This is a genomic window from Pseudoalteromonas sp. T1lg48 (assembly GCF_002964785.1).
Classification (GTDB): Bacteria; Pseudomonadota; Gammaproteobacteria; order Enterobacterales; family Alteromonadaceae; genus Pseudoalteromonas.
Map to the genome: position 1 here is coordinate 1 of NZ_PQCC01000019.1, position 223 is coordinate 223.

Here is a 223-nt window from a genome sequence, read left to right on the forward strand (position 1 = left end):
GAGAGATGGCTGAGTGGTTGAAAGCACCGGTCTTGAAAACCGGCATAGGTTAATAGCCTATCTAGGGTTCAAATCCCTATCTCTCCGCCACTAAATTTCACTTAGATGATACGTCATCTGGGTAACCGCATTGGAGAGATGGCTGAGTGGTTGAAAGCACCGGTCTTGAAAACCGGCATAGGTTAATAGCCTATCTAGGGTTCAAATCCCTATCTCTCCGCCA

At 47.1% G+C, this 223-nt stretch carries 1 tRNA gene; it reads left to right on the forward strand.

The features are described from left to right. Positions 1-132 precede the first annotated feature (132 nt). Positions 133-223, forward strand: a tRNA-Ser gene (locus tag C2M29_RS13370).